This is a genomic window from Streptomyces durocortorensis (assembly GCF_031760065.1).
In the GTDB taxonomy this organism is placed as follows: Bacteria; Actinomycetota; Actinomycetes; order Streptomycetales; family Streptomycetaceae; genus Streptomyces.
This window is the reverse complement of record NZ_CP134500.1, coordinates 5,433,357-5,458,754: the sequence shown is the minus strand read 5'-3', so window position 1 is coordinate 5,458,754 and position 25,398 is coordinate 5,433,357. Positions and strand designations below refer to the sequence as shown.

The following is a 25,398-nucleotide window of genomic DNA, read 5'->3' as shown; positions in this document are numbered from 1 at the left end:
GCGCTTCGGATCTCCGTATGCCGCCGGAGCGCGCGCCGGGGCGTGAGCGTCTCCGACCGACCGGCTACGACCGAGTAGTTAACACAGCGCCGGATTTCCCACCCGCGGCCGCGGGGAAGGCTTCCCCGGTACACCGCACGTCCCGGCCCGCACACGTTCTCCGTGCATCCCCGAACTTGCACGAAACCCCCGCGACCCACCCATTCGAGTGCCATTCGAGTGAACGCGGACAGGAGCGGCCATGCCCACAGCCCGTCAGCAGACAGCTGAGCAGCTACAAAGGACAGATCCCCATCATCGCGGCACGCGCGGTCGGTCCTCCGTGCCCGTGCCGTATCCCGTCCGCACCGAGCTCCTCCAGCCCCCAGGTGATTCCATGATCGGTCGTATTCCCGTCCTGGACGTCCGCCCTCTCGTCGACTGCGGCAGACGGGCGGCGAAGGCCGTCGCCGGTGAGACCTTCCAGGTCACCGCCACCGTCTTCCGCGAAGGCCATGACGCGGTGGCCGCCAATGTCGTGCTGCGCGATCCGAGCGGACGGGTGGGACCGTGGACCCCGATGCGCGAGCTGGCCCCGGGAACCGACCGCTGGGGCGCGGAGGTCACCCCGGCCTCCGAGGGCCGCTGGACGTACACGGTGGAGGCCTGGAGCGATCCGGTCACCACCTGGCGGCACCACGCCGCGATCAAGATCCCGGCGGGCATCGACACGGACCTGGTGCTGGCGGAGGGTGCGGCGCTGCTGGAGCGGGCCGCCGCGGGCGTACCGAAGAAGCACGGGCGTGAGGCGGTGCTAGCGGCGGTGGACGCGCTGCGCGACGCCGCGCACCCGCCGGCCGCCCGGCTGGCCGCCGCCCTGACCCCGGCCGCCGACGCCGTCCTCGCCCGGTATCCGCTGCGTGAGCTGGTCACCCGGTCCAAACCGCTGGCGGTGCGCGTGGAGCGCGAGCGGGCGCTGTACGGGTCGTGGTACGAGCTGTTCCCGCGCTCGGAGGGGGCGCGGCGGGTGCCGGTGGACCCCGCCGACAGCTCGCCGGACGCGCCGACCCGGCTGGTCGGCGGGACCTTCCGGACGGCCGCCGAGCGGCTGCCCGCGGTCGCCGCCATGGGCTTCGATGTCGTGTACCTGCCGCCGATCCACCCGATCGGGACCACCCACCGCAAGGGCCCGGACAACTCGCTGACGGCCGGGGAGCACGACCCGGGCGTGCCCTGGGCGATCGGTTCGCCGGAAGGCGGGCACGACGCGGTCCACCCGGAGCTCGGGACGCTGGAGGACTTCGACCACTTCGTGTCGGTGGCCCGCAATCTGCGGATGGAGATCGCGCTGGACTTCGCACTCCAGTGCTCGCCGGACCACCCGTGGGTCAAGGACCACCCGGACTGGTTCCACCACCGTCCCGACGGCTCGATCGCGTACGCCGAGAACCCGCCGAAGAAGTACCAGGACATCTATCCGATCGCCTTCGACAAGGACATGCGCGGTCTGGTGGCGGAGACGACACGGATCCTGCGCTTCTGGATGGGCCACGGGGTGCGGATCTTCCGGGTCGACAACCCGCACACCAAGCCGGTGGTGTTCTGGGAGAAGGTCATCGCCGAGATCAACGGCACCGATCCCGATGTCATCTTCCTGGCAGAGGCGTTCACCCGCCCGGCGATGATGCACACCCTGGGAGCGGTCGGCTTCCAGCAGTCGTACACGTACTTCACCTGGCGCAACACCAAGCACGAGCTGACCGAGTACGTCACGGAGCTGTCCGGGGAGGCCGCCTCGTACATGCGGCCCAACTTCTTCGTGAACACCCCCGACATCCTTCCCGGCTACCTCCAGGAGGGCGGCCGCCCGGCCTTTGAAGCGCGGGCGGTACTGGCCGCGACGCTCGCCCCGTCCTGGGGCGTCTACGCGGGATTCGAGCTGTGCGAGAACACTCCGGCAAAGCCGGGGAGCGAGGAGTACCTGCACTCGGAGAAGTACGAACTGCGCCCGAGGGACTGGGAGTCGGCGGAACGCCAGGGCCGCACGCTGACGCCCCTGATCACCTCGCTGAACCGGATCCGGCGCCGCAACCCCGCACTCCAGCAGTTGCGCGACGTCCACTTCCATCACGCCGACAACGACGCGCTGATCGTCTTCAGCAAGCGTTCCGGCTCGAACACCGTTCTGGTGGTCGTGAACCTCGACCCGCACCACACCCAGGAGGCCACGGTCTCGTTGGACATGGAGCGGCTCGGCCTCGACCGGCACGAGCGCGTACCGGTGCGCGACGAGCTCACCGGCGATACCTACCACTGGGGCAGGGCCTTCTATGTGCGCCTGGAGCCGGGCATCACGCCCGCGCACATCGCCGTCCTGCGACCGTCCCCGCCGACCGGAGGGTCACCCACACCATGATCGTCAATGAGCCTGTCCACGACACGTTCGAGGACACTCCCGCCAAGGACCGCGATCCCGACTGGTTCAAGCGCGCCGTCTTCTACGAGGTGCTCGTCCGGTCCTTCCAGGACTCCAACGGGGATGGAATCGGCGACCTCAAGGGCATCACCGCCAAGCTGGACTACCTCCAGTGGCTCGGCGTGGACTGCCTCTGGCTGCCGCCGTTCTTCAAGTCGCCGCTGCGCGACGGGGGCTACGACGTTTCCGACTACACCGCGGTCCTGCCGGAGTTCGGCGATCTCGCCGACTTCGTGGAGTTCGTGGACGCCTCGCACCAGCGGGGCATGCGCGTGATCATCGACTTCGTCATGAACCACACGAGCGATCAGCACGAGTGGTTCCAGCAGTCCCGCACCGACCCCGACGGGCCCTACGGCGACTACTACGTCTGGGCCGACGACGACAAGCAGTTCCAGGACGCCCGGATCATCTTCGTCGACACCGAGACGTCCAACTGGACCTTCGACCCGGTGCGCAAGCAGTACTACTGGCACCGCTTCTTCTCGCACCAGCCGGACCTCAACTACGAGAACCCGGCGGTCCAGGAGGAGATCCTCGCGGCCCTGCGGTTCTGGCTGGACCTGGGCATCGACGGCTTCCGGGTCGACGCGGTGCCCTACCTCTACCAGCGCGAGGGCACCAACTGCGAGAACCTCCCCGAGACCCACAACTTCCTCAAGCGGGTCCGCAAGGAGATCGACGCCAACTACCCGGACACCGTGCTCCTCGCCGAGGCCAACCAGTGGCCGGAGGACGTCGTCGACTACTTCGGCGACTACGAAGCGGGCGGCGACGAGTGCCACATGGCGTTCCACTTCCCCGTGATGCCGCGGATCTTCATGGCGGTGCGCCGCGAGAGCCGCTACCCGGTCTCCGAAATCCTGGCGAAGACCCCGGCGATCCCGAAGAACTGCCAGTGGGGCATCTTCCTGCGCAACCATGACGAGCTGACCCTCGAAATGGTCACGGACGAAGAGCGCGACTACATGTACGCGGAGTACGCCAAGGACCCGCGGATGCGCGCCAACATCGGCATCCGCCGGCGCCTCGCCCCGCTGCTGGACAACGACCGCAACCAGATCGAGCTGTTCACCGCGCTGCTGCTGTCGCTGCCCGGCTCCCCGATCCTCTACTACGGGGACGAGATCGGGATGGGCGACAACATCTGGCTGGGCGACCGGGACGCGGTGCGCACCCCGATGCAGTGGACGCCCGACCGCAACGCCGGCTTCTCCTCCAGCGATCCGGGGCGGCTCTACCTCCCCACGATCATGGACCCGGTCTACGGCTACCAGGTCACCAACGTCGAGGCGTCGATGGCCTCGCCGTCCTCGCTGCTGCACTGGACCCGCCGGATGATCGAGATCCGTAAGCAGAATCCGGCCTTCGGCCTCGGCGAGTACACCGAACTGCCCTCCTCCAACCCTGCTGTGCTGGCGTTCACCCGCGAGTACAAGGACGACCTCGTCCTGTGCGTGCACAACTTCTCGCGGTTCGCGCAGCCGACGGAGCTGGACCTGCGGTCCTTCAACGGGCGGCATCCGGTGGAGCTGATCGGCGGGGTGCGGTTCCCGGCCATCGGGCAGTGGCCCTACTTGCTGACCCTGGCGGGGCACGGCTTCTACTGGTTCCGGCTGCGCAAGGACGCGCCGCCGGCCTGATGCGGCCTCAGCCCGTGCGGGGCGGTTTCCGCCGTCCCGCACGGGGCACTCTGACCCACATCGCACCTTCACGGTTCCGCCGTTCGAGTCCGTAAGGACCATCCTCACCCGACACGTCCCGCACAGCCGGACAGCCATTGCCGCAATCCGGGACACTCTTCGCATCCTGTGGTGTGCCCGGGGAAAGGACGCGATGCCATGTCGGAGGCTGCATCCACTCACGTCGCCCTGGCGAAGAGCACGAGGAACAGCGCAACGCACGGCAGTACCAGGGACGGGTCCCTTCTCCCGTCCCTCGCCCCGCTGCTCCACGAATGGCTGCCCCGGCAGCGGTGGTTCGCGGGCAAGGGCCGGCCGGTCACCGGCTTCTCCCTCGTCTCGGCCACCGAGATGCTGCCACTGGACGGCGCGGCCGGTCCGGGCCTGCTGCATCTGCTGGTGCGGGTCCAGCAGCCGTCCGCGCCGGTCCGCCCGGCCGACGACTGCTACCAACTCCTGCTCGGCGTGCGAACATCGCTGCCCACGACCCTCGCCGCCGCACTGGTCGGCCGGGCGGACCGGGGCCCGCTGGCGGGGCGGACCGTCTACGACGCACTGCACGATCCACGGCTGGCCGGACTTCTGCTGGAACGGTTCCGCCGACCCGGCACGCTCGGCACCCTCCGGTTCGAGCGGAACGCCGCGATCCCGGCGGGCCTCCCGCCCCGGGTCCTGGACGCCGAGCAGTCCAACTCCTCGATCGTCTACGGCGATGCGTACATCCTCAAGATCTTCCGCCGGATCTTCCCGGGCACCAACCCGGACCTGGAGCTGCCTCTCGCGCTGACCGGCGAGGGGTGCGAACGGGTGCCCGCCCCGGTCGCCTGGTTCGAGGCTCCGGGCCCCGAACCGCTCACCCTCGGCGTGCTCCAGCCCTTCCTGCACGGCGCACGCGACGGCTGGCAGCTCGCGCTCGCCGCGCTCGCCGCGGGCCGGGACTTCCTGCCCGAGGCGCGGGCCCTGGGCCGGGCCACCGCCGAGGTGCACACCGCGCTCGCCGCCGCCCTGCCCACCCCGGCGCTGCGCGGCACCCAGACCCGGCAGCTGGTGGCCCAGATGACCCAGCGGCTGGAGGCCGCCGCCCAGGCGGTCCCGGCGCTCGTGCCGTACGTCCCCGGGCTGCGCGCCACGTTCGACGCCGTGACCGACCTCGGCCACCGGGGCAGCGGCTGGGCACAGCAGCGCGTGCACGGCGACCTCCACCTCGGCCAGACGCTGCGCTCCGCCGACGGCTTCTGGTCGCTGATCGACTTCGAGGGCGAACCGGCGCGGCCGCTGCCCGAACGGCGGCGCCCCGCACCGCCGGTGCGCGATGTCGCGGGCATGCTGCGCTCCTTCGACTACGCGGCCCGCTCGCACCGCCCGTGGCACCCGGAGTGGGCGGCCCGCTGCCGCGCCGCCTACTGCGAGGGCTACGCGCTGGCCTCGGGTACCGACCCGCGCGGCGAACCGGAGCTGCTGCGCGCCCACGAGACCGACAAGGCGGTGTACGAGGTGCTGTACGAGGCCCGGCACCGCCCCGACTGGCTGCCCGTACCGATGGCGGCCATCCAGCGGCTGGCCCAGTCGGCCGCGGCCTGAGCCGGGCCCGGCCCCTTCCCGCTCCTCCCACGCCTCTCCCTCACTCCCCCTCCCCCTTCCACCCCGTGCTCCTCCCCTTCACCCCGAGGAGGCAGTCCCTGTGACCGCCCGCAAGCCGTCCCGCAAGGCATCCCGCAAGGCCGCCGAGGCCCCCGCAGAGGCAACCGTCGAGGTCTCCGTCGATGTGACGCCGACCGCGCCGCCTCCCGCTCCCACCGAGGCCACCGCCGCACCGGGAGCCTCCGCCACGACCACCACGAAGACCGCGCCCGCCAAGCGCACCCGCGCCAAGCGGGCGGACGCGGCCCCGCCACGCCCCCGGCAGGGAGGCGGCGGCGAGGGCGCCCGCCCGGCGCCCGCGCTGGACGGCGCGGACCGGGGCAGGCTGCTGGCCGGTGACCACCACGCGCCGCACGACGTGCTCGGCGCGCATCCGGTCCCGGGCGGGGTGCTGGTGCGGGCACTGCGCCCGTTCGCCCGGTCCGTCACGGTGCTGGGCGCCGGGCTGCGGGCGGAGCTGCACGACGACGGCGACGGCTTCTTCTCCGGTGTGCTGCCGGTGCGGGAGGTGCCCGCGTACCGGCTCCGGGTGGCGTACGACGACACCGTCATCGAGGTGGAGGACCCGTACCGCTTCTGGCCCTCGATCGGTGAGCTCGATCTGCATCTGATCGGCGAGGGCCGGCACGAGGAGCTGTGGCGGGCGCTGGGCGCGGAGCCGATGGAGCACCAGGGGGTGACCGGGACCCGGTTCACCGTGTGGGCGCCGAACGCGCGCGGGGTCCGGGTGACCGGTGACTTCACGTACTGGGACGGTACGGGCACACCGATGCGGTCGCTCGGTTCGACCGGGGTGTGGGAGCTGTTCCTGCCGGGCGTGGGCGAGGGCGCGCTGTACAAGTTCGACATCTGCCGCCCGGACGGTTCGCACACGGTACGGGCCGACCCGATGGCCCGGCGCACCGAGGTCCCGCCCGCCACCGCCTCGGTCGTCACCGCCAAGCACCACGAGTGGCAGGACGCGGACTGGATGGCACACCGAGGCGACCGCCCGGTCCACGAGGCCCCGTTCTCGGTGTACGAGGTGCATCTCACCTCCTGGCGGCCTGGGCTGACGTATCGTCAACTCGCGGAACAGCTGCCCTCGTACGTCAAGGACCTGGGATTCACGCACGTCGAGCTGATGCCGGTCTCCGAGCACCCCTTCGGCGGCTCCTGGGGCTATCAGGTCACCGGGTTCTACGCGCCGACCTCCCGCATGGGCACCCCGGACGACTTCCGGTTCCTGGTGGACGCCCTGCACCGGGCGGGCATCGGCGTGATCATGGACTGGGTGCCCGCGCACTTCCCGCGCGACGACTGGGCGCTCGCCGAGTTCGACGGACGGCCGCTGTACGAGCACTCCGACCCGCAGCGGGCGGCCCACCCGGACTGGGGAACGCTGGAGTTCGACTACGGCCGCACGGAGGTACGCAACTTCCTGGTCGCCAACGCCACGTACTGGTGCGAGGAGTTCCACATCGACGGGCTGCGCGTCGACGCGGTGGCCTCGATGCTCTACCTCGACTACTCCCGCGAGGACGGCCAGTGGTCGCCCAACGAGTTCGGCGGGCGGGAGAACCTGGACGCGGTCGCCTTCCTCCAGGAGATGAACGCGACGGTCTACCGCCGCAATCCCGGGGTCGTGACCATCGCCGAGGAGTCCACCGCCTGGGACGGCGTCACCCGCCCCACCGACAGCGGCGGCCTGGGCTTCGGGCTGAAGTGGAACATGGGATGGATGCACGACTCGCTGGTGTACGTGGCGAAGGAGCCGGTGCACCGCAAGTACCACCACAACGACATGACGTTCTCGATGGTGTACGCGTACAGCGAGAACTACGTGCTGCCGATCTCGCACGACGAGGTGGTGCACGGCAAGCAGGCGCTGGTGGCGAAGATGCCCGGCGACTGGTGGCAGCAGCGCGCCAACCACCGTGCCTACCTGGGCTTCATGTGGGCCCACCCCGGCAAGCAACTCCTTTTCATGGGCCAGGAGTTCGCCCAGGGCGCGGAGTGGTCCGAGGGGCACGGACCGGACTGGTGGCTGCTGGACCCGTCCTACGAGGCGTCCGGCGACCACCGCGGGGTCCGGGACCTGGTCCGCGATCTGAACGCGGTGTATGGGGCGGTCCCCGCGCTGTGGCAGCGCGATGCCGTGCCGGAGGGGTTCAGCTGGGTGGACGGCGGGGCGGCCGAGGACAACGTGTTCGCGTTCCTGCGGTACGACGCGGACGGCTCCCCGCTGCTCGCGGTCTCCCACTTCTCGCCGGTGGTCCGGCACGACTACCGCCTGGGGGTGCCGGAGACCGGGACCGAGGGCTGGGTGGAGGTCCTGAACACGGACGCGGACCGGTACGGCGGCAGCGATGTGCGCAACGAGGAGCCGCTGAAGGCGGAGTCGGTACCCGCGCACGGCCGGCAGTCCAGCATCTCGCTGACGCTGCCGCCGCTGGCGACGGTGTGGTTCCGCCCGGTGTAACCCGCCCGGGGGGAGGAGAGACGGCCAGGGGCCCGTGCCGCGTCGTGACGACGCGGCACGGGCCCTCCCCCGTTGCGGCCGCTCACCGCTGGTCGAGCACCTCGACAATGCTCGACCAGGACTGGGAACCGTGGCCCTTGGCGATGGCCCGGTCGGCGACGCCCTTGATCGCCGCCAGCTGCGAGGTGTCCAGACCGCGGTCCTTCGCGGTGTGCAGGATGTGCTCGACACCGGTCGCCATCATGGCGAGGTTGGCGCCGTCGCCCGCGTACGTACGGGAGTCGACGTCGCGCGCGGTGGTCTCCGCGATCGGCGGCAGGATGCCCGCGATCGTGCTGAGGTAGGGAGCGAGCGACACGCCGTCGATGCCCTCCGCACGGGCCAGCGCGAAGGCGTGGACGAGGCCGCCCATGGCTCCGTAGAAGAAGTCCAGCATCGCCATGTCGTAGGCGGCGGCGAGACCGTGGTCCTCACCGAGGAAGGTGGCGGGCTCGCCGAGCGCCTTGAGAACCGGCTCGTACCTCGCGTAGGCGGCCCGGTCTCCGGAGTGGAAGACCAGCGCCTCGTCCGAGCCGACCACGTCGACCGGGACCATGACCGCGCCGTCGAGGTAGGCCAGGGAGTGCTTCCGGGCCCAGGCCGCGGTCTGCCGCGAGCGCGCCGGGGTGTCGGTGGTGAGGTTGACCAGGACCCGCCCCTCCAGCGCTTCGGCCAGCGGCTCCAGGAGGGCGTCGGCGGCGTCGTAGTCGACGACGCAGACCACGACGAGCCCGCTCGCCCGCACGGCCTCCTCGGCGGACGCGGCGCGCGCCGCGCCGCGGGCCACGAGGTCATCGCCCTTGCCGGGGGAACGGTTCCAGACGGTGGTGGGGTGGCCTGCTGCCAGGAAGGCCCCGGCGAGGGCTCGGCCCATGTCACCGAGACCGAGAACGGTCACGGGGGTGGGGGCGGGTGCGGTGGTCGTGGTGTTCGCTTGCGTCATGGGGACCATCCTGCGCAGGCGAAGGAGGCCTGACCAGAACCCACTTCACTGTCAGATACGCACTTTCGGGAAAGGGTCCAGGTCAGCGCGTTCCGCCGGGTGAATCCCGTAAGAACATCCGTTCCGGGGGGATACGCAAGGACACCCGTACCGGGGGGGTACGGGTGTCCTTGGGTGGGGGGACACAGTGGTCGGGGAGGGCGGGAAAGCGGCGGCGGTCAGACCTTGGCGGGCTGCTCGGCGGCGGTCTCCCGCTGCTCCGGGACGTCGCCGGAGTCCGCCGGGCCGCCGGACGGGGCGTGGTCGTCGACGAGGGTCCGCTCGTCGAAGGGGACCCGGCCAGCGAGCACCTCTGCCACACGCTCCTTGTCGATCTCCTTGGTCCAGTGGCCGACCAGGACCGTGGCGACCGCGTTGCCCGCGAAGTTGGTCAGGGCGCGGGCCTCGCTCATGAAGCGGTCGATGCCGACGATCAGGCCGACACCGTCGACGAGTTCGGGGCGGTGCGACTGGAGTCCGCCCGCGAGGGTCGCCAGGCCGGCGCCGGTGACGCCCGCCGCGCCCTTCGAGGCGATGATCATGAAGATCAGCAGCGAGATCTGCTCGCTCGCGCTCAGCGGGTCGCCCATCGCGTTGGCGATGAACAGCGAGGACATCGTGAGGTAGATCGCGGTGCCGTCGAGGTTGAAGGAGTAGCCGGTCGGCACGGTGATACCGACGACGGGCTTGCTGACGCCCAGGTGCTCCATCTTCGCGATGAGCCGCGGCAGGGCGGACTCGGAGGAGGAGGTGGAGAGGATGAGCAGGAACTCGCGGCCCAGATACTTCAGCAGGGAGAGCAGGTTCACCCCGGCGACCAGCCGCAGGATCGCACCGAGCACCACGAAGACGAAGAGCCCGCAGGTGACGTAGAAGCCGATCATGATGATCGCCAGCGACTTCAGGGCGTCGAGCCCGGTCTCGCCGACCACCGCCGCGATCGCGCCGAACGCGCCGACCGGGGCGGCCCACATGATCATGGCGAGGATGCGGAAGACGAGCCGCTGGATGTGGGTGATGCCACGGATGATCGGCTCGCCCGCCGAGCCCATCGCCTGGAGCGCGAAGCCCGCGAGCAGGGCGACCAGCAGGGTCTGGAGCACCTCGCCCGCCGTGAAGGCGGAGACGATGGTGGTCGGGATGATGCCGAGCAGGAAGTCCACGGTGGACTCGCTGGCCCCGGACGCCTGATCCTCACCGGCGGCACGGGCCGCCTCCGTGATGTGGAGGCTGGAGCCGGGCTCCAGGAAGTTGCCGACCAGCAGGCCGATGGCGAGGGCGACGGTCGACATGGCCAGGAAGTAGCCCAGCGCCAGCCCGCCGACCGCGCCGACCTTGGCCGCCTTGCGGACCGAGCCGACGCCCAGCACGATCGTGCAGAAGATGATCGGCGAGATCATCATCTTGATCAGGTTCACGAAACCGGCGCCGACGGGCTTCAGCTCGACGGCCACCCCGGGGGCCACGAAGCCCACCAGGATGCCGAGCGCCACGGCGGCGATCACGGCGATGTACAGATAGTGGGTGCGGTCCCGCTGTTCGGCTGCCACAGCCATGGTGGGGCTCCTCGGCTCGGTCAGGGCTCTGCGCCCCCGTCCCTGGGGGCTCCGGTGACTATCCACCGCCCTGTGACCCCGGTCACCCTTGCGTTCATAACGTTCACGGGCGCTTTCGAGCCACTGGGGACCGGGTGTTCCGGCGAGGCAGACTGTGGGGCATGCGCCTCCCCCGTACCCGTCCCCGCAGCCTGGCCGGCCAGCTCTTCGCCATGCAGGTCGTGCTGATCGCCGCCGTGGTGGCCGGGTGCGCCGTCTTCGCGTATGTCTCGGGCAGCGCGCAGGCCGAGGAGACGGCCACCCGGCAGGTGCGGGCGGCGGCCGTCGCGGTGGCCGATTCCCCCTCCGTACGGGAGGCCATCCGCACCCCGGACCCGTCCGCCGTGCTCCAGCCGTACGCGGAGCAGGTCCGCGCGGACACCGGGATCGCGTTCGTCACGATCATGGACACCGGGCGGAAGCGCTGGACCCACCCGGACGCTTCGCTGATCGGCGACACCTTCCTCGGCCACACCGAGGAGGCGCTGCGCGGGGAGACCTTCACCGAGACGTACACCGGCACCCTCGGCCCCTCGATACGGGTGGTGACCCCGATCCGCGACGACGGCCGGATCGTCGGCCTGGTCAGCGCGGGCATCACGGTGGAGCGGGTCTCCTCGCAGGTACGGGAACAGCTGGGCGCCCTCGCCCTGGCGGCGGGCGGCGCACTGGCGGCGGGCGGGATCGGCACGTACGTGATCAACGCCCGGCTGCGGCGGCACACGCACGGGATGAACGCGGCCGAGCTGAGCCGGCTGCACGACTACCACCAGGCCACCCTGCACGCGGTGCGCGAGGGGCTGCTGATGCTGGACGGGCGGCGGCGGATCGCTCTGATCAACGACGCGGGCCGTGAGCTGCTGGGGCTCGCCCCGGAGGCGGAGGCGGTCGGCCGGACCGTCGACGAGCTGGACCTGCCCGCGCCGCTGACCGGGGCGCTGCTGGCGTCGGATGTGCGGGTGGACGAGCTGCACCTCACGGCGGAGCGGGTGATCGTCGTCAACACCCGTCCGGTGGTGGGCGGTGAGCGGCGCGGCACGGTGGTGACCCTGCGCGACCACACCGAGCTCCAGGCGCTGACCGGTGAGCTGGACTCCGAGCGCGGTTTCACTCAGGCGCTTCGCTCGCAGGCTCACGAGGCGGCGAACCGGCTGCACACCGTGGTGTCGCTGATCGAGCTGGGCCGGGTGGAGGAGGCGGTGGACTTCGCGACCGCGGAACTGGAGCTGGCCCAGGCGCTGACCGACCGGGTGGTGGGCGCGGTGGAGGAGCCGGTGCTGGCCGCGCTGCTGCTGGGCAAGGCAGCCCAGGCGAACGAGCGGGGCGTGGAGCTGGAGCTCGCCGAGGACAGCCTGATCGACGACGGGGCGCTCCCGGACACCCTCCCCCAGCGCGATCTGGTGACGATCCTGGGCAATCTGATCGACAACGCGGTGGAGGCGGCTTTCGAGGGCGCGGAGGGCGTGCGGGGTTCGGGTCCGGGGCCCGTGCCGCGTCCGGGCGGGGGCGCCGCGGGCCGGGCCCGGGTCACGGTGACGGCCCTCGCGGACGGGCGGGAACTGCTGCTGCGGGTCGCGGACACCGGGGCGGGCATCGGCCCCGAGGCGGCGGACGAGGTGTTCCGGCGGGGCTGGTCGACGCACGGGGCGGGGCGCGGCCTCGGCCTCGCCCTGGTGCGGCAGGCCGCCCATCGCAACGGGGGCACGGTGGAGCTGGACGAGGGCCCGGAGGGCGGGGCGCGGTTCACGGTGCGGCTTCCGCTCGGGGACCGTACGGCTCCCTGGGGCCGCGCGGCGCGAGCGACAGCGAAGGAGGTCACGGCGTGATCCGGGTGCTGGTGGTGGAGGACGATCCGGTGGCCGCCGACGCGCACCAGATGTACGTGGAGCGGGTGGAGGGCTTCACGGTGACGGCGGTGGCGCACACCCGGGCGGCGGCGGTGCGGGCGCTGGAGCGGACCCCGGTGGACCTGCTGCTGCTCGACCTCTACCTCCCCGACGGGCACGGGCTCGGGCTGCTGCGCTCGCTGCGGGCGGCCGGGCACGGGGCGGACGTGATCGCGGTGACCTCGGCGCGGGATCTCGCGGTGGTCCGGGAGGGGGTGTCCCTCGGCGTCGTGCAGTACGTCCTGAAGCCGTTCACCTACCCCACGCTGCGGGACCGGCTGGTGCGGTACGCGGAGTTCCGGGCGGCCGCCGGGGAGGCGAGCGGGCAGGAGGAGGTGGACCGGGCGCTGGGCGCGCTGCGGGTCGCCCACCCGGCGGCGCTGCCCAAGGGCCTCAGCGGCCCGACCCTGGAAGCGGTGACCCGGGTCCTGAAGGAGTCGCCGGACGGGGTGACCGCGGCCGCCGCCGGGGAGGGGCTGGGGATCTCGCGGATCACGGCGCGACGCTATCTGGAACATCTGGTGAGCGTGGGCAGCGCGGCGAGGCGTCCGCATTATGGGCAGGTCGGCCGACCGGAACTGCACTATCGCTGGCTGGCCTCGGGCCTCTGACCGCGCGCCTGGGGCTGCGGCGGCAAGCGCTTACCGGTGCAGTTTGCGGTGCTCAGGGGGGGCTGCGCGCGGGTGGAGGGGAAAGCGCTGGTGGGGTGTCGTTTGCGTACCGCCCATCCGGTTCGCCCTAGGAGGTTCCTACGAAGCGTGTTCTGAGGGGAACGTACCGTAGCCAGGGCGGTTCCGGACTCCTACGGTTGGCCCGTGCACCCCACCCCGCCGTTCAACGCCCCCGCCGCGCGCCGTCTCCGCGAGGCTCTGGGGATGGCTCCCGGCCATGTCGCCTACGGGCTCGCCGCCCAGTACGGACTCCGGATCAGCGCAGAGACAGTCATCGCCTGGGAGCGCGGCATCATGACGCCCGGGGAACGCGAACTGACCGCCCTCGCGGGCGTCCTCTGGTGCGCCCCCGGTGAGCTGCTCGCCGCCGCCACGACCCTGCGCGAGCACCGGATGACCCGGGACCTGGCCGTGGACGACCTGGCCCGGCAGCTGGGGATGACCGGCGCCTCGTATCTGCGCATGGAGGAGTCGGGGCGCTGGCGCGGCAACGAGAAGCAGTCCCAGGCGCTGTGCCGGGCGCTGGACCTGTCGGCGGCGCAGTTCCTCACGGCCACGGGCCGCGACGAGGAGCTGGCGGGGCTGCTGAGCAGCGCGGTCACCACGCGCTGGCAGGCTTACGTCCGGCCGGTGGCCAAGATCGTGCCGCTGGACCGGGCGCTGATCCAGGACGTGCTGGAGCGACTGCACTCCGACTACCAGGCGCTGATGGTCTCCACGCTGAGCTGGAGCAGCACGGGCCGGGAACGCTCCGGCTCGACGGGCGACGCGGGGCGGGCGTTCCTGGCCCGGGTGGTGGAACACTTCTGGCGGACCGCCGGGGTGTGAACCAGGCAGGCCTCGGGGTGCGCGGCTCTAGAACACGGACTCCGCCTCGTACATCCGGTCCGCCGGGACCGTCTTCAGCCGCGTGATCGCGTCCGCGAGCGGCACCATGGCGATCTCGTTGCCGCGCAGCGCGGTCATCCGGCCGAAATCGCCGCGGTGCACGGCCTCCACGGCGTTCCAGCCGAAGCGGGTGGCGAGCACCCGGTCGTACGCGGTGGGCGTGCCGCCGCGCTGGACATGGCCGAGAATGACCGGCCGGGCCTCCTTGCCGAGCCGGGTCTCCAGCTCGACGGCGAGGCGGTTGCCGATGCCCTGGAAGCGCTCGTGGCCGTACTGGTCGATGGCGCCCTTGGCGTACGGCATGGAGCCCTCGGCCGGGTGCGCGCCCTCGGCGACGCAGATGACGGCGAACTTCTTGCCGCGCGCGAAGCGTTCCTCGACCATCTTGACCAGGTCGTCGACCTGGAAGGGCCGCTCGGGCAGGCAGATGCCGTGGGCGCCGCCCGCCATCCCGGACTCCAGCGCGATCCAGCCCGCGTGGCGGCCCATCACCTCGACGACCATCACCCGTTGGTGGGACTCGGCGGTCGTCTTCAGACGGTCTATGGCTTCGGTCGCGACGCCCACCGCCGTGTCGAACCCGAAGGTCCGGTCGGTGGCGGAGATGTCGTTGTCGATGGTCTTCGGGACGCCGACGACCGGCATGCCCGCGTCGGAGAGCATCCGGGCCGCGGTCAGCGTGCCCTCGCCGCCGATCGGGATGAGCGCGTCGATGTCGTAACGGCGGGCCAGCTCCTCGCAGTTCTCGGCGGCCTCTCGCAGCCGGTCGCGCTCCAGGCGGGCCGAGCCGAGGATCGTGCCGCCACGGGCGAGGATGCCGCTGACTGCGTTGAGGTCGAGGGGGCGGAAGTGGCCGTCCAGGAGGCCCTTGAAGCCGTCCTCGAAGCCGATGACCTCGTCGCCGTGGCCCACGACGGCCCGGTGCACGACCGACCGGATCACTGCGTTCAGGCCGGGGCAGTCGCCGCCCGCGGTGAGAATTCCGATGCGCATCGAGGTGTGTCTCCTGCTCGCTAGTACCGCGCTTTCCGGGGGACCGACCCAGGCGGTCCCCGTGCCCTGAACCGTGACGATTGTCCCACGCCCGGCACGGCCCCCGCGCTCTCGGCAAGGCCTGGCGGGGAAGCGGGCGGCAGGAATCCGGGGCCGGGACCTCCAGGAATCCGTGCGAGGACTGGCGAGGAGCTCCGCCCGGGAGGGCCGGGACCTCCGGCGGGCGATATAGCTGCCCCCGCAGGTATCGTCAAGAGGCAATGCTGGCCAATGCCGCACCCGGCGGACCGCCGGGAACAGCACGGGGACGGCCCGGAACACCACCGCTCGTCCGGACGCCCCGCGGTACGCGGAACCGAACAACGACGGGAGAGCTCGCGTGGCGCGCAGCGTGTACGTGACCGGGATCGACCGGGGGGACGGCCGTCAGGTCGTCGAACTGGGAGTCATGGAACTTCTGACGCGCCAGGTGGACCGGGTCGGGGTGTTCCGCCCGCTGGTCCACGACGGACCGGACCGCCTCTACGAGCTGCTGCGGGCCCGCTACCGGCTCTCCCAGAGCCCGGCCTCCGTCTACGGGCTCGACTATCACGAGGCTTCCGCCGTGCAGGCGGAGAAGGGTACCGACGAACTGGTCTCCCGGCTCGTCGACCGCTTCCACCAGGTGGCCCGGGACTACGAGGCGGTCCTCGTCCTCGGCAGCGACTTCGCCGCCACCCAGCTCCCCGACGAGCTGGCGCTGAACGCCCGGCTGGCCAACGAGTTCGGCGCCTCGGTGATCGCGGTGGTCGGCGGCAAGGGCCAGAACGCGGAGTCCGTCCGCGCCGAGACCCGTAACGCCTACCGCGCCTACGCGGGCCTCGGCTGCGACGTACTGGCCATGGTGGTGAACCGGGTCGCCGCCGAGGACCGGGCGGCGATCGCGGAGCGGCTCACGGCCCGGCTGCCCGTACCCGTCTCCGTACTGCCCGACGACCCGGCGCTCTCGGCGCCCACGGTCGCCCAGATCACCTCCGCGCTGAACGGCACGGTGCTGCTCGGCGACGACTCGGGGCTCGCCCGCGACGCGCTGGACTTCGTGTTCGGCGGGGCGATGCTGCCGAACCTGCTGAACGCGCTGACCCCCGGCTGCATGGTCATCACCCCCGGGGACCGGGCCGACCTGGTGGTGGGCTCGCTCGCCGCGCACAGCGCGGGCACCCCGCCCATAGCCGGTGTGCTGCTGACCCTGGACGAGCGGCCCGGCGAGGAGATACTCACGCTGGCCGCGCGGCTCGCACCGGGGACCCCGGTGGTGTCGGTGGCCGGCGGCTCTTTCCCCACCGCGACCGAACTCCTCTCCCTCGAAGGCAAGTTGAACGCCGCCACCCCCCGCAAGGCGGAGACCGCGCTCGGTCTTTTCGAGCGGCATGTGGACACCGGGGCGCTGCTGGAGCGGATCTCGGTGGCCCGCAGCGGGCGGGTCACGCCGATGATGTTCGAACACGAGCTGCTGGAGCAGGCGCGCTCCGACCGCCGCCGGGTGGTGCTGCCCGAGGGCACAGAGGAACGGGTGCTGCGCGCCGCCGACGTGCTGCTGCGCCGGTCCGTCTGCGACCTCACCCTGCTCGGTGACGTGGACGTGATCCGCAAGAAGTCCGCCGACCTCGGCATCGACCTCGCGGACACCCAGCTGATCGACCCGCACACCTCCGAGCTGCGCCAGAGGTTCGCCGAGCGGTACGCACAACTGCGCGCGCACCGCGGGGTGACGGTGGAGCTGGCGTACGACGTGGTGGCGGACGTGAACTACTTCGGCACGCTGATGGTCCAGGAGGGCCTGGCCGACGGGATGGTGTCCGGGTCGGTGCACTCCACCGCCGCGACCATCCGCCCGGCCTTCGAGATCATCAAGACGAAGCCGGACGCGTCGATCGTCTCGTCCGTCTTCTTCATGTGCCTGGCCGACAAGGTGCTCGTGTACGGCGACTGCGCGGTCAACCCGGTCCCGAACGCCGAGCAGCTCGCGGACATCGCGGTGCAGTCGGCGGTGACCGCGGCCCGGTTCGGCGTGGAGCCCCGGATCGCGATGCTGTCGTACTCCACCGGGACCTCGGGCTCCGGCGCGGACGTCGACAAGGTGCGCGAGGCGACCGAGCGGGTCCGGGCGGCACGGCCCGAGCTGCGGGTGGAGGGACCGATCCAGTACGACGCGGCGGTCGAGCCGTCCGTCGCGGCGACGAAACTGCCCGACTCGGAGGTGGCGGGCCAGGCGACCGTGCTGATCTTCCCGGACCTCAACACCGGCAACAACACCTACAAGGCCGTACAGCGCTCGGCGGGCGCGGTGGCGGTCGGCCCGGTCCTCCAGGGTCTGCGCAAGCCCGTCAACGACCTCTCGCGCGGTGCGCTCGTCCAGGACATCGTCAACACCGTGGCGATCACCGCGATCCAGGCCCAGGGCGAGGAGCGCCCCGTATGACGTACTCCACCACCGACCACGAAAGCACGGCAGCCCCTGTGGAACCGCACCGCGTACTCGTCCTCAACTCCGGCTCCTCGTCGGTGAAGTACCAGCTGCTCGACATGCGCGACCGCTCCCGGCTCGCCTCGGGCCTGGTCGAGCGGATCGGCGAGGAGACCTCGCGCCTCGCGCACACGCCGCTGACCGGCGGCGGCGCGGAGCCCCGTGAGCGTACGGGCCGGATCGCGGACCACGACGCGGCGCTCAAGGCGGCCGCCGAGGAGCTGGCGGCGGACGGCCTCGGCCTCGACTCCCCCGAACTCGCCGCGATCGGGCACCGGGTGGTGCACGGCGGGCTGAGGTTCAGCGCGCCGACGGTGATCACCGACGAGGTACTCAAGGAGATCGAGCGCCTGGTCCCGGTGGCCCCGCTGCACAACCCGGCCAACATCACGGGCATCCGTACGGCGCAGGCGCTGCGGCCGGACCTGCCGCAGGTCGCGGTGTTCGACACGGCCTTCCACACGACGATGCCGGAGGCGGCCGCGCGGTACGCGATCGACGTGGAGACCGCCGACGCGCACCGCATCCGCCGCTACGGCTTCCACGGCACCTCTCACGCGTACGTCTCGCGGAGGACGGCCGAGCTGCTGGGCAGGGCCCCGGAGGAGGTGAACGTGATCGTGCTGCACCTGGGCAACGGGGCGTCGGCCTCGGCGGTCGCGGGCGGGCGGTGCGTGGAGACCTCCATGGGGCTGACCCCCTTGGAAGGGCTCGTGATGGGTACGCGCTCGGGTGACATCGATCCGGCGGTCACCTTCCACCTGAAGCGGGTGGCGGGCATGTCGACGGACGAGATCGACGTCCTGCTGAACAAGAAGAGCGGGCTGGTCGGCCTGTGCGGCGACAACGACATGCGGGAGATCCGCCGCCGGATCGACGAGGGCGACGAGCGGGCGGCGCTGGCCTTCGACATCTACATCCACCGGCTGAAGAAGTACATCGGCGCCTACACGGCGGTGCTCGGCCGGGTGGACGCGGTGGCGTTCACGGCGGGGGTCGGTGAGAACGCGGCCCCGGTACGGGAAGCTGCCATCGCGGGCCTGGAGGAGCTGGGCATGGCGGTGGACGCCTCGCTCAACGCCGTACGGTCCGGGGAGCCGCGGCTGATCTCGCCGGAATACGCCCGGGTGGCAGTCGCCGTGGTACCGACGGACGAGGAGCTGGAGATCGCCGAGCAGACGTTCGCGCTGGTCGGGCGGGGCGACGCCCCCGGCCCGGTGCGCATCGACAACTGAGCACCCCCGCGCCCCTTTGTATCTTCCACCAGACGGAATATTCCGCAGCGAAACAAACCGATAGGATCCGCCTCATGCGCCGTTCCAAAATCGTCTGTACCCTCGGTCCCGCCGTCGACTCCCATGAGCAGCTCGTCGCTCTGATCGAGGCCGGCATGAGCGTGGCCCGTTTCAACTTCAGTCACGGCACCCACGAGGAACACCAGGGCCGTTACGACCGTGTCCGCGAGGCGGCCGCCGAGACCGGCCGCGCCGTGGGCGTGCTCGCCGACCTCCAGGGCCCGAAGATCCGGCTGGCGAAGTTCGCCGAGGGCCCGGTCGAGCTGGTCCGCGGGGACGAGTTCACCATCACCTCCGAGGACGTCCCCGGCGACAAGTCGATCTGCGGCACGACCTACAAGGGTCTGCCCGGTGACGTCGTCAAGGGCGACCCGATCCTGATCAACGACGGCAACGTCGAGCTTAAGGTCGTCGCCGTCGAGGGCCCCCGGGTGAAGACCATCGTCATCGAGGGCGGTGTCATCTCCGACCACAAGGGCATCAACCTGCCCGGCGCGGCGGTGAACGTCCCGGCCCTGTCCGAGAAGGACGTCGAGGACCTGCGCTTCGCCCTGCGGATGGGCTGCGACCTGGTCGCGCTCTCCTTCGTCCGGGACGCCGACGACGTCAAGGACGTCCACAAGGTGATGGACGAGGAGGGCCGCCGGGTCCCCGTCATCGCCAAGGTGGAGAAGCCGCAGGCGGTCGAGCACATGGAGGGCGTCGTCATGGCGTTCGACGGTGTGATGGTGGCCCGTGGCGACCTGGCCGTCGAGTACCCGCTGGAGAAGGTCCCGATGGTGCAGAAGCGCCTGGTGGAGCTGTGCCGGCGCAACGCCAAGCCGGTGATCGTGGCGACCCAGATGATGGAGTCGATGATCACCAACTCGCGGCCGACCCGCGCCGAGGCGTCCGACGTCGCCAACGCGATCCTGGACGGCGCGGACGCGGTCATGCTGTCCGCCGAGTCCTCGGTGGGCGCCTATCCGATCGAGACGGTCAAGACGATGTCGAAGATCGTCGTCGCCGCCGAGGAGGAGCTGCTCTCCAAGGGCCTCCAGCCCCTGGTCCCCGGCAAGAAGCCCCGTACGCAGGGCGGTTCGGTGGCCCGCGCGGCCTGCGAGATCGCGGACTTCCTCGACGGCAAGGCCCTGGTCGCCTTCACCAAGTCCGGCGACACCGCCCGCCGCCTCTCCCGCTACCGCGTGGCCCAGCCGATCCTGGCCTTCACCACGGACGAGGCCACCCGCAACCAGCTCGCCCTGAGCTGGGGCGTCGAGGCGTTCGTCGTCCCGCACGTGGACAACACCGACGCGATGGTCGACCTGGTCGACGCGGAGCTCCTGAAGCTCAACCGCTACAACACCGGTGACACGATGGTCATCACCGCCGGCTCGCCTCCCGGCATCCCCGGCACCACCAACATGGTCCGGGTCCACCACCTGGGCGGCGAGCGGGACTGACCCGCCGCTGTACGACTACGGCCCCCGGGCGTTGGCGCGCCCGGGGGCCGTAGTCGTGCCACCGGCCGGTGGCACAAGCCGGTCGCGGCGTCAGCTGAAGACCACCGAACGGAGCTTCAGCCGCTCGGATGCGCGCCCTCCGGGGCGCAGGGCGAAGTGGTCGCCCTCGCAGTCGGCATCGGTGAAGAGAACGGCGGTCGCGTCAGTGAAATTGCGCGGCGAGTGCGCGGGCTCCGAGGCCGCGGGGTCGGACACCTCGGGCAGGTTGACGCACTCCCGGCTCGGCGGGTCGATCAACTGGCCGATCTGCCGCTGCCCGTCGGCACCGGTGTAGGAGTAGCCGAAATAGCCGTTGGCCGCCCAGGCCGAGTTGGGCACGGTCACGATGAGGGCGAGGGCGCCGAGAGAGGCGGCCAGCGTACTGCGAAGACGCACGGGTGTTCCTTGGGTAGGCGAGCGGTTGCGGCTCCACCCTGCCCCGGCCGCCTGCGGGTTCATGCCGGTCACCGAAGGCAGTCACCCGAACGAACACCGCCGAATCGATTCCCTCTGAGCCGAACGGGGCAGCCCGCCGTACCGGATCATGGTTGAATTCCGAGCGTGAACGCCCTCATATGTCCTGGCAGATGCGAGAGCGCATGACGGATGCACTGCGGCCCTCCGACCCTCGCACCATCGGCTCCTACCGCATCGAGGGGCGTCTCGGCGCGGGCGGTATGGGGCAGGTCTACCGCGGCATGTCCCCGGCCGGACGGACGGTCGCGGTGAAGGTCATCCACCCGGAGCTGGCGGCCAGCTCGCGGTTCCGGGAGCGGTTCGCGCGTGAGGTGGAGGCGGCACGCAGGGTGGGCGGCTTCCACACCGCGCAGGTCGTGGACGCCGACCCCGAGGCGGAATCCCCCTGGCTGGTCACCGAGTTCATCCCGGGACCCACACTCCAGCAGGTCGTCACCGAGCACGGACCGTACGCACCCGACGCCGTCCTCCGCCTCGGCGCGGGGATCGCCGAGGGCCTGGTCGCCGTCCACGCCTGCGGTCTGGTGCACCGCGATCTGAAGCCGGGCAACGTCATCCTCGCGGCGGACGGCCCGCGCATCATCGACTTCGGCGTCGCGCACGCCGTCGGGGCCGGACCCGTGACCCGCACAGGCGCGCTGATCGGGACGTACGCCTACATGTCACCGGAACAGTTGGGTTCCGCCACCGTCTCGCCCGCCAGTGACGTCTTCTCCTTCGGCTCCGTGCTCGCCTTCGCGGCGACCGGACGCAGCCCGTTCGACGCGTCGAACATCCCGGCGATCGCGCACCGGATCGCCGGCGGACCTCCACGGCTCGACGGCATCCCCGAGGGCGGGAGCCTGCACGCCCTGGTGAGTGCCTGCCTGGCCAAGGATCCCGCCGCACGCCCGACCGCCACCGACGTACTGCACCAGCTCTCGGTCACCGGACCGGTCTCGGCTTCCGTCGCCGCCAGGGGAGTTCAGCGGCGTACGTTGCTGACGGGCGGAATCGCGGCCGCCGCGGCGGCCGCGGTGGCCGTCCCCGCCTATGTGCTCCTGCGGGACTCCCGGGAGGAGGGCGGGGACACGGGGAAGGGCGGCTCCGGAGCCGCTCCCTCGCGCACCAAGGCCGCCGCCGACCCCACCCGCCCGGTCAAGCGCCTGGCCGGCCACACCCAGGATGTCGGCTGCCTGGCCTTCGGCCCGGACGGCCGGACCCTGGCCAGCGGCGGTTCGGACAAGACGGTGCGCCTCTGGGACGTCGTCTCCGGCCGCACGATCACCACGTACGAGGGACACACCTGGTCCGTCCAGGCGCTCGTCTACACCCCGGACGGCCGGACACTGTTCAGCGGCGGCCTCGACCAGACCCTGCGCCGCTGGGACGTGCGCACCGGGGCGCCGATGGGCGTCGTCGCCACCTACCCGAAGCAGTTCGACGGAGTCACCGCCCTGGCGGTCAGTCCGGACGGAGAGGTCCTCGCCGTGGGGCGCGACAGTGCGGGGCTGGACCTGGTGAAGGTGGCCGACGGCCGCTCGGTCAGGAGCCTCGACCGGCACACCGGGAGCATCCAGGGACTGGCGTTCACCGCCGACGGCAAGACTCTCGCCAGCGTCGCATCCGACCTCGATCGCGGCGGCGTCCGGCTCTGGGACGTCGGCACGGGCCGCCTCGTCAAGACCCTCGGCGCCGACCGGAAGAAGAACTACTCCTCGGTGATGTTCAGTCCGGACGGCGGGAGCATCGCCGCCGTCGGCGACGGCCGTGTCCAGGTGTGGGACCTGGACAGCGGACGGCTCACCGCGACGCTCACCGACGGCCGCCCCTACATCGCCGCGGCGGCATACCGCCCGGACGGACCTGCCGGGCCGGGAAAGCCGCTGATCGCCATCGCGGGCAAGGACACCGCCACGAAGCCCGTCGGCAATGTCGGCAGGACCATCAGCCTCATGGACGTGGCGAACCGACGGGTCACCACCACCCTGACCGGCGTCGTGGCGAAGTCCGACAAGCGGACCGACGTCGAGGCGCTGGCCTTCAGCCCGGACGGTACGACCCTGGCCGCCGGGCTCAACCCGTCACTGCTCGCGGACGACCCCGAGGCCACGATCCAGCTGTGGAAGCTCCCGCAGCTGCCCTAGCACCCTCGTACTCCCCGCCTCTCCGAGCTCTCGCACCTCTCGCGCCTCTCACATCCCTCACATCCCTCACATCCCTCGACGGACGGTGTTCATGGAAGCGTTGCGGCCCCACGACCCGGAGTGGGTCGGTCCCTACCGCCTTGACGGCCGACTGGGCGAAGGCGGCATGGGACAGGTCTTCCTCGGCACGACCCCGGGCGGCCGCAAGGTCGCGGTGAAGCTGATCCGGCGGGAACTGGCGGCCGCCCCGCAGTTCCGGGAGCGGTTCGCCCGCGAGGCCGAGGCGGCACGGCGCGTCGGCGGCTTCCACACCGCGCAGGTCATCGACGCCGACCCGCAGGCCGAATCCCCTTGGTTGGTCACGGCGTTCATCCCGGGGCCCACGCTGCACGAGGTCGTCCACACCGGGGGCCCGCTGGCCCCCGACACCGTGCTGCGCCTCGGCGCGGGCATGGCCGAGGGCCTGGCCGCCGTACACGACTGCGGCCTGATCCATCGGGACCTGAAGCCCGGCAACGTCATCCTCGCCGACGACGGCCCGCGCATCATCGACTTCGGCATCGCCCGTCTCGTGGACGCCAGTTCACTGACCGCGACCGGCACGGTGATGGGGACGTACGCCTATATGTCGCCGGAGCAGATCCGGGCCGACCGGGCTGGACCCGCGAGCGACGTCTTCTCCCTCGGCTCGGTCCTGGCCTTCGCCGCGACCGGGCGCAGCCCGTTCGACGCGCAGGTCCTCCTCGATGTCGTCCAGCGGATCCTGAACGAGCCGCCCGCGCTCGACGGCGTCGACGGCGAGCTCCTGTCCCTGCTGACCGCGTGTCTGGACAAGGACCCCGCCAGCCGGCCTTCGGTCACCGAACTCCCGGCGCGGTTCGTGGGGTTGCCGCTCAGGGGGCGGGGCGGGAAGCCGCTCCCGTCGGCGGAGGCGGAGACGGAGACAGGGCCTGGGGCGGAGACAGGGCCCGGGGCGGGGGCGAAGGCGGAGCCCGGGGAGCGGGAGGAGCAGACGGTGCTCCTGGCCGGTCCGGGACGGCCGGCGCCCACGCCGCCGACCATCCCCTACCCGGCCGGACCCACGCCCGGCCACCTCCCGCGCGTGCCGCCCGCACCCGCGCCCGCTCCCGCCGGGGGCACGGGGCGATCCGTGTCCCGGCGGACGCTCGTCATCGGCGGCTCCGCCGTCGCGGCCGCGGCGGTGACCGCCGCGGTGCCGCTCCTGCTGCGCGGGGAGAAGGATCGGAGCGGCGGCCCAGGGCCCGGGGCGTCGCCGGGCGCCACATCGGATCACCAGTCCCTCAAGGGGCCGTTGGGTGTCCAGGCCCTCGCCTTCGGCAAGGACGGCACGACCCTGGCCGCCGTCGGCGCCAACGGTGAGATCTGGCGCTGGGACGTACGCACAGGGCGGGGCGTCAGCACACGCGTCAGCGTTCCCCGATACATCCAGGACGCCCTGTTCACTCCGGACCTCACGTCCCTGATCAGAGGGGAGGGGAACAACGCCCGCCTGTGGGACGTGGAGTCCGGCCGCGTGCTGAGGACCTTCCAAGGCCCACCGGCCGGCGCGGAAGAGGACATGAACGACCTCGTGCTGTCCCTGGCCCTCAGCCCGGACGGCGCGACCCTGGTCGGCGGCTTCGAACGGGGCCTGTACCTGTGGGACATGGCCTCCGGCCGTCGGCTCGGCATCGACAAGGGCGAGTACCTCGGGCCCCTGGCCTTCAGCCCCGACGGCAAGCTGCTGGTCACCGCGTACCCCTTGAGGCTGCGGAAACTCCCCTCCCGTGCGGCTGTCGCCACTATCGGCGAGAGCGCGAACACCGGGGCGGCACTGTTCAGTCCGGACGGTCAGATCCTGGCCTTCGGGCAGCGTTCCAGGAACGTACGCCTGTGGAATACGGCCACCCGTCAGGACATCGTCACTCTGGAGGGCCGCCACGGCAGGATCACCGCGCTCGCGTTCCACCCCGGCGGCCGCACTCTCGCCAGTGCCGACGCCGAAGGAGCCGTCCGGGTCTGGGACACGGTCGCGGGAAAGTCCCTCACCGCCTTCACCTGCCCCAACTCCGTCGAGCGCCTCGCGTTCAGCCCGGACGGCAAGCGCCTCGCGGCGGGAATGAGCTCCGGAACCAGCGCCACCGCCAAGGACACCGTCCGGCTCTTCGTACTGCCCTGAGCCCACCGGCGACCGTGGCCCGCGCCCCCGGGATGCGGGGG

The 25,398-nt window shown here is 71.5% G+C and carries 16 protein-coding genes; 12 read left to right on the top strand and 4 right to left on the bottom strand.

Annotation, left to right across the window (positions count from 1 at the left end; translation table 11 throughout):
* The first annotated feature begins 376 nt into the window (after positions 1 to 376).
* The 4 genes from RI138_RS24270 (at position 377) to glgB (ending at position 8,239) form a co-directional block, all read left to right on the top strand.
* Positions 377 to 2,395: an alpha-1,4-glucan--maltose-1-phosphate maltosyltransferase gene (locus tag RI138_RS24270; RefSeq protein ID WP_311121604.1), complete on the top strand. Its 2,019-nt coding sequence runs from the start codon at positions 377 to 379 to the stop codon at positions 2,393 to 2,395.
* Complete coding sequence (gene treS / locus RI138_RS24265; RefSeq protein WP_096632339.1) at positions 2,392 to 4,098, top strand: maltose alpha-D-glucosyltransferase; 1,707 nt, start codon at positions 2,392 to 2,394, stop codon at positions 4,096 to 4,098. The genes RI138_RS24270 and treS overlap by 4 nt, the downstream gene beginning before the upstream one ends.
* A gap of 198 nt (positions 4,099 to 4,296) precedes the next feature.
* The gene (locus RI138_RS24260; RefSeq protein WP_311121603.1) at positions 4,297 to 5,718 is read left to right on the top strand and encodes a maltokinase N-terminal cap-like domain-containing protein; all 1,422 of its coding nucleotides are present in this window, start codon (positions 4,297 to 4,299) and stop codon (positions 5,716 to 5,718) included.
* 100 nt (positions 5,719 to 5,818) lie between these two features.
* A complete protein-coding gene (glgB, locus tag RI138_RS24255; RefSeq protein WP_311121602.1) occupies positions 5,819 to 8,239 on the top strand; it encodes a 1,4-alpha-glucan branching enzyme in 2,421 nt (806 codons plus the stop codon).
* Between the two features lie 82 nt (positions 8,240 to 8,321).
* On the opposite strand, the gene RI138_RS24250 is transcribed toward glgB, so the two are convergent.
* The gene (locus tag RI138_RS24250; RefSeq protein WP_311121601.1) at positions 8,322 to 9,221 is read right to left on the bottom strand and encodes an NAD(P)-dependent oxidoreductase; all 900 of its coding nucleotides are present in this window, start codon (positions 9,219 to 9,221) and stop codon (positions 8,322 to 8,324) included.
* A 218-nt stretch (positions 9,222 to 9,439) separates the two neighbouring features.
* Complete coding sequence (locus RI138_RS24245; protein WP_311121600.1) at positions 9,440 to 10,816, bottom strand: cation:dicarboxylate symporter family transporter; 1,377 nt, start codon at positions 10,814 to 10,816, stop codon at positions 9,440 to 9,442.
* 161 nt (positions 10,817 to 10,977) lie between these two features.
* Between RI138_RS24245 and RI138_RS24240 the strand changes: the two genes are divergently transcribed.
* The 3 genes from RI138_RS24240 (at position 10,978) to RI138_RS24230 (ending at position 14,240) form a co-directional block, all read left to right on the top strand.
* Positions 10,978 to 12,681: a sensor histidine kinase gene (locus tag RI138_RS24240; protein WP_311121599.1), complete on the top strand. Its 1,704-nt coding sequence runs from the start codon at positions 10,978 to 10,980 to the stop codon at positions 12,679 to 12,681.
* A complete protein-coding gene (locus RI138_RS24235; protein ID WP_096628450.1) occupies positions 12,678 to 13,352 on the top strand; it encodes a response regulator in 675 nt (224 codons plus the stop codon). The genes RI138_RS24240 and RI138_RS24235 overlap by 4 nt, the downstream gene beginning before the upstream one ends.
* Before the next feature lie 264 nt (positions 13,353 to 13,616).
* Complete coding sequence (locus tag RI138_RS24230; RefSeq protein WP_311122996.1) at positions 13,617 to 14,240, top strand: helix-turn-helix domain-containing protein; 624 nt, start codon at positions 13,617 to 13,619, stop codon at positions 14,238 to 14,240.
* Positions 14,241 to 14,267: 27 nt separating this feature from the next.
* Here RI138_RS24230 and RI138_RS24225 read toward each other — a convergent pair whose 3' ends face one another.
* Positions 14,268 to 15,293, bottom strand: a complete 1,026-nt coding sequence (locus tag RI138_RS24225; protein ID WP_096628446.1) for an ATP-dependent 6-phosphofructokinase — start codon at positions 15,291 to 15,293, stop codon at positions 14,268 to 14,270.
* 379 nt (positions 15,294 to 15,672) lie between these two features.
* Here RI138_RS24225 and pta point away from each other — a divergent pair, with 379 nt between their 5' ends.
* From pta to pyk, 3 genes are all read left to right on the top strand, one after another.
* Positions 15,673 to 17,754 carry a phosphate acetyltransferase gene (pta, locus tag RI138_RS24220; RefSeq protein WP_311121598.1) on the top strand — a complete coding sequence of 694 codons (2,082 nt, stop codon included), beginning with the start codon at positions 15,673 to 15,675 and terminating at the stop codon, positions 17,752 to 17,754.
* Positions 17,751 to 19,034, top strand: coding sequence for an acetate kinase (locus RI138_RS24215; RefSeq protein ID WP_311121597.1), 1,284 nt, complete (start codon positions 17,751 to 17,753; stop codon positions 19,032 to 19,034). The genes pta and RI138_RS24215 overlap by 4 nt, the downstream gene beginning before the upstream one ends.
* Before the next feature lie 74 nt (positions 19,035 to 19,108).
* Positions 19,109 to 20,536 carry a pyruvate kinase gene (gene pyk, locus RI138_RS24210; RefSeq protein ID WP_096628441.1) on the top strand — a complete coding sequence of 476 codons (1,428 nt, stop codon included), beginning with the start codon at positions 19,109 to 19,111 and terminating at the stop codon, positions 20,534 to 20,536.
* 90 nt (positions 20,537 to 20,626) lie between these two features.
* Here pyk and RI138_RS24205 read toward each other — a convergent pair whose 3' ends face one another.
* The gene (locus tag RI138_RS24205; protein ID WP_096628439.1) at positions 20,627 to 20,971 is read right to left on the bottom strand and encodes a hypothetical protein; all 345 of its coding nucleotides are present in this window, start codon (positions 20,969 to 20,971) and stop codon (positions 20,627 to 20,629) included.
* Positions 20,972 to 21,174: 203 nt separating this feature from the next.
* On the opposite strand from RI138_RS24205, the gene RI138_RS24200 reads away from it, so the two are divergent.
* On the top strand, positions 21,175 to 23,178 hold the full coding sequence (locus RI138_RS24200; RefSeq protein WP_311121596.1) for a WD40 repeat domain-containing serine/threonine protein kinase: 2,004 nt from the start codon (positions 21,175 to 21,177) through the stop codon (positions 23,176 to 23,178).
* Positions 23,179 to 23,269: 91 nt separating this feature from the next.
* Positions 23,270 to 25,357 carry a WD40 repeat domain-containing serine/threonine protein kinase gene (locus tag RI138_RS24195; RefSeq protein WP_311121595.1) on the top strand — a complete coding sequence of 696 codons (2,088 nt, stop codon included), beginning with the start codon at positions 23,270 to 23,272 and terminating at the stop codon, positions 25,355 to 25,357.
* Positions 25,358 to 25,398 lie beyond the last annotated feature (41 nt).

Bases quoted from the DNA above. Each gene is read 5' to 3' on its own strand.
- RI138_RS24270 (WP_311121604.1), top strand. From the start codon at position 377: ATGATCGGTCGTATTCCCGTCCTGGACGTCCGCCCTCTCGTCGACTGC.
- treS (WP_096632339.1), top strand. From the start codon at position 2,392: ATGATCGTCAATGAGCCTGTCCACGACACGTTCGAGGACACTCCCGCC.
- RI138_RS24260 (WP_311121603.1), top strand. From the start codon at position 4,297: ATGTCGGAGGCTGCATCCACTCACGTCGCCCTGGCGAAGAGCACGAGG.
- RI138_RS24250 (WP_311121601.1), bottom strand. From the start codon at position 9,221: ATGACGCAAGCGAACACCACGACCACCGCACCCGCCCCCACCCCCGTG.
- RI138_RS24245 (WP_311121600.1), bottom strand. From the start codon at position 10,816: ATGGCTGTGGCAGCCGAACAGCGGGACCGCACCCACTATCTGTACATC.
- RI138_RS24240 (WP_311121599.1), top strand. From the start codon at position 10,978: ATGCGCCTCCCCCGTACCCGTCCCCGCAGCCTGGCCGGCCAGCTCTTC.
- RI138_RS24230 (WP_311122996.1), top strand. From the start codon at position 13,617: ATGGCTCCCGGCCATGTCGCCTACGGGCTCGCCGCCCAGTACGGACTC.
- RI138_RS24225 (WP_096628446.1), bottom strand. From the start codon at position 15,293: ATGCGCATCGGAATTCTCACCGCGGGCGGCGACTGCCCCGGCCTGAAC.
- RI138_RS24215 (WP_311121597.1), top strand. From the start codon at position 17,751: ATGACGTACTCCACCACCGACCACGAAAGCACGGCAGCCCCTGTGGAA.
- pyk (WP_096628441.1), top strand. From the start codon at position 19,109: ATGCGCCGTTCCAAAATCGTCTGTACCCTCGGTCCCGCCGTCGACTCC.
- RI138_RS24200 (WP_311121596.1), top strand. From the start codon at position 21,175: ATGACGGATGCACTGCGGCCCTCCGACCCTCGCACCATCGGCTCCTAC.
- RI138_RS24195 (WP_311121595.1), top strand. From the start codon at position 23,270: ATGGAAGCGTTGCGGCCCCACGACCCGGAGTGGGTCGGTCCCTACCGC.